The 3,500-nt window shown below is 31.2% G+C and carries 6 protein-coding genes; all 6 read right to left on the reverse strand.

The features are described 5' to 3' along the window. Window positions 1-281, reverse strand: a 281-nt coding sequence (locus tag CDH50_RS14880; RefSeq protein ID WP_198513515.1) for a DUF2071 domain-containing protein, incomplete at its 3' end; no start/stop codon positions are given. A 152-nt stretch (window positions 282-433) separates the two neighbouring features. After that, window positions 434-1,285, reverse strand: coding sequence for a hypothetical protein (locus tag CDH50_RS14885; protein WP_100613084.1), 852 nt, complete (start codon window positions 1,283-1,285; stop codon window positions 434-436). 165 nt (window positions 1,286-1,450) lie between these two features. After that, entirely contained in the window at window positions 1,451-1,993 is a 543-nt protein-coding gene (locus CDH50_RS14895) for a hypothetical protein (protein WP_100613086.1), read from the reverse strand. 129 nt (window positions 1,994-2,122) lie between these two features. Beyond that, window positions 2,123-2,602: a hypothetical protein gene (locus tag CDH50_RS14900; RefSeq protein WP_198513516.1), complete on the reverse strand. Its 480-nt coding sequence runs from the start codon at window positions 2,600-2,602 to the stop codon at window positions 2,123-2,125. 168 nt (window positions 2,603-2,770) lie between these two features. After that, window positions 2,771-3,070, reverse strand: a complete 300-nt coding sequence (locus CDH50_RS14910; RefSeq protein ID WP_100613089.1) for a type II toxin-antitoxin system RelE/ParE family toxin — start codon at window positions 3,068-3,070, stop codon at window positions 2,771-2,773. After that, window positions 3,063-3,314, reverse strand: a complete 252-nt coding sequence (locus CDH50_RS14915; RefSeq protein ID WP_100613090.1) for a type II toxin-antitoxin system ParD family antitoxin — start codon at window positions 3,312-3,314, stop codon at window positions 3,063-3,065. Before CDH50_RS14915 ends, CDH50_RS14910 begins: the two co-directional genes overlap by 8 nt. Between the last annotated feature and the right edge of the window lie 186 nt (window positions 3,315-3,500).

Raw genomic sequence — 3,500 nt, forward strand, 5'->3', positions numbered from 1 at the left:
TAAGTCCGAATATTTATTTCATTAAAGTCTGAAATTGGTTTAAAAGCAGGAATGTTTTTAGGTCTAATTTTTTCCATTGTAAAAGCAACAAGCGAAATCCAAGGCTTTCCTTCAAAAAGATCAATTTCCAGTTCTTTGGGCACAAATTTTTTCAATTCGGTCAATTCCACTTGCCAATGAAGAAATATCGCATTATTCCACTCTTGGTAGAATTTCCAATTTTCAGTTGGTATTCTCCAAGGTCTGTGTTCAGTCGTATTTAATATCTCTTGGATGGTCATTTCTCAAATTGGCTACAACGTTTATGTATATGGAAAGTTGCGTGTTTGTGTGCGAGGATTTTCCGAAGGAAAATCAGAAGCTGGCAAACGAGCAACTAACATTGATTAAGCACAAAACAGCAATTTTTTATATACTGTGTTGGCAGTAGTTTTTAATTTAATAGTTGAAATTTCTGGTCAATTAATGTTTCAAAAATTTTAGATATAGTTTCCTTGTTTATAACTTGAGATAGTCCTAAATCAATTAACTTTCCTTTTACTAATTCAGACCAATTTTTTTTATTTAGTTTAGAATGTAAGTTTCGAATTTCCTCCATTTCGTTAAAAATGATTTCTTGTCCATATCCTAATTTTATTAGCATTTCAGTTATTTTTTCAATTTTATCATCTATTTCTTTTTGACTATTATTTTTGATTTTTTTAGATGTTTTTCTTTCAATGTATGAAGCTCCTTTTACTGATAATTTGACATAATCGTCTCCATTATTGTTATATTGAGAGAACATTATAAGGTATCCTCTTTTAGCTAAATCTTCAGCAAGTTCCCTTGTTTCTCCCTGTCTGTTTTCAATGTGATTCAAGTCTAGAATTTTAGATAATGAGTAATAATTGTCATTAAAAACAAGGTTCAATTTTTTCAAAATGAATTCCTTTTTTTCGTTAATAGTAGTAATTAATATTCCATCGTATGTATTATGAAATTCTATTAAAGATAAATAGTCTATTATTTTAGATATTTTTGACTTTAATTTATTTATTTCTTCTTGCTCAATTTGTTCTTTTGATTTTTTTTCGGAAAGAAAAGGAAAGTCGTCAAATACTGATTTATTGAATTTGTAAAAATCCAATTCAAATACATCTTCTAATATTTTATAGTTATTTGGGAAATAATCTTTAATCAAATTTTTAACTTTCTTTTCAGTTTTTTCAATGTTACCTTTTACAGTTAAAGAACTATAAATTTTATTCAAGTTTTCAGTTAAAAGTTCTGGATTATTTTTCAATTCTCATATTTTTTGTAATTACTGCCAACGTGTTCGTGTATGGAAAGTTGCGTGTTTGGTGGCGCGGATTTTCCGAAGGAAAATCGGAAGCCGGCAAACAAGCAACAAACTTTGTGCTAGCTAAAACTAGCAATTTTTTATACACGGTGTTGGCAATTGGCTTTTTTATTCTATGTGATACCATTGATATTCTTTTCCGTTCCAAAAAATGATTCCGCCGCCATGTGATTCCTCAACGCTCATATAAATTCCGTTTCCAATTAGTTTGAAATTTTGGTTATTATCTTGTCCGATTATATCTCCAGTTTTTTGGTCAATTACAGTTGGTGAGATAATTTCTCCTTTCTGTAAAGTTTTGAAAACTTGAATCCAATTTAAATCGGTCATTTGGTTAATTACTTTTCCTGCTCCGAAAACGAAAATTTCTTGATTTACTGAATTTTGAATTATTAAAACACCTGTCTTTTTGTTGTTTTTATTTTTTACGATTGAGGCAAAATCCGCTTTATCATCTCCGTTAAAATCTCCAGTCAGATTTTGGTCAGTAATTAATTCTAAAGAATCAGGAACTTTTGTCAAATCCACTTTTTCAGTTGGCTGAATTTTTAATTCCGTTGGTTGATTTTTAAGGTCAGATTTTTGTTCCGTTCTTTTTTTACAAGACGAAAAACATAAAAATAGAACTAAAAATGTAATTAGTAATCTCATTTTTCAGCTTGTTGCCAACGTGTTTGTATAAGAATAGTTGCGGTTTTGTGTGCGATGATTTTCCGAAGGAAAATCAGACGTAACAAAAGCGCAACTACCTTTGATTAAGCACTAATGTAGCAATTATTTTTATACGGTGTTGGCAACAGTATTTTTTAATTCAGTCGGTTTATTATTAATTCGTCTAATTACATAAGAAATCAAAAGTCCGATTGTAAATGTTGTCAGAATCGTACAAACAACAAAAGCGATAATTGGTGGAATCATCATTAGAAATTTTTCCTCGGCAACTGTTAGTCCGACAATCAAACAAAAAGTTGTCCAGATAATTAAATTCACAACAGTTGAGTATTTAAAGGAAGTTAGAAGTAATGATTTTCCGTTTTTAATATTCTTATAAGCCAATTTTCCGCCAATCCACAGAGCAATCAGAAAAGCAACAACAAGTCCGATTGTTGAAATTCCATATGTTCCAAGAATAACAATTGTCAAAAGTCCTTCTCCAGTTAGCAATAAAGGAATCCAAATCGTAGCGATTACAGTTAAAATTCCGATTGGTGCTCCAATCAGATAGGAAGTCAGAATACTTTGTTTTAATTTCTTTTCCATTTCTTTTGCGTTCAGTTCGGATATTGTTGCCAACGTGTTCGTGTATGGAAAGTTGCGTGTTTGTGGGCGAGGATTTTCCGAAGGAAAATCGGAAGCAGGCAAACAAGCAACAACCTTTGTGCTAGCTAAAACTAGCAATTTTTTATACACGGTGTTGTGTGCAGTTTTTTATTCCGCTATTCTTTTTTTTAAGTCCATTCTTTCGTGTAATATTCTCGTTATCTCAACATAATTTTCATTCAACGTTCTGTAGAAAATTATATGTCGATTTGTTTTCATCCCGAGAAGTTGTTCTGAAATTCCATCATAGTTTTTTCCTAATTCTGGATTTTCTGCAATTTCTTGACAATTGGAAATTAGTCCATCGTAATATTTGTCCGCTTGTTGTTCAGACCAAACTTCAAAGGTGTAATCCCAAATTTTCGATAAATCCTCAACAGCTTTGTTAGTTAACTTATATTCAGCCATTCGAGTGCTTTTTCGCTTTTAGGGATTCAAGATGTTTTTTTGGGTCAAAGTCGTGAGCTATTCCGCTGTCGATTCCTTCTTGTATTGCTGTTTTCAAAGCAATTACTTTACTTTCTTCTTCCTCTAAAAGTCTCAATCCAGCACGAATGACTTCACTAACGTTTTTAAACCTTCCTTCTCTTATTCGGCTTTGAACGAATTGGTCAAAATAATTTCCGAGTGATATTGATGTGTTTTTGTTCATTTGAATACTAATTTTTTCAAATATACCAAAAATTGGTATAAAAGCAAAATTTTCCTCAAATTGCACACAACGTGTTTGTATATGGTTTGTTGCGTGGTTTAAGCACTAAATTTAGCAAATAAAAACCGAATAGAAAATCCGCGAGGATTTTCGTAAGTAAGCTAGAACCAGCAATAAATTATATAC

Origin of the sequence: Confluentibacter lentus, assembly GCF_002806995.1 — a bacterium.
GTDB classification, from domain to species: Bacteria; Bacteroidota; Bacteroidia; order Flavobacteriales; family Flavobacteriaceae; genus Confluentibacter; species Confluentibacter lentus.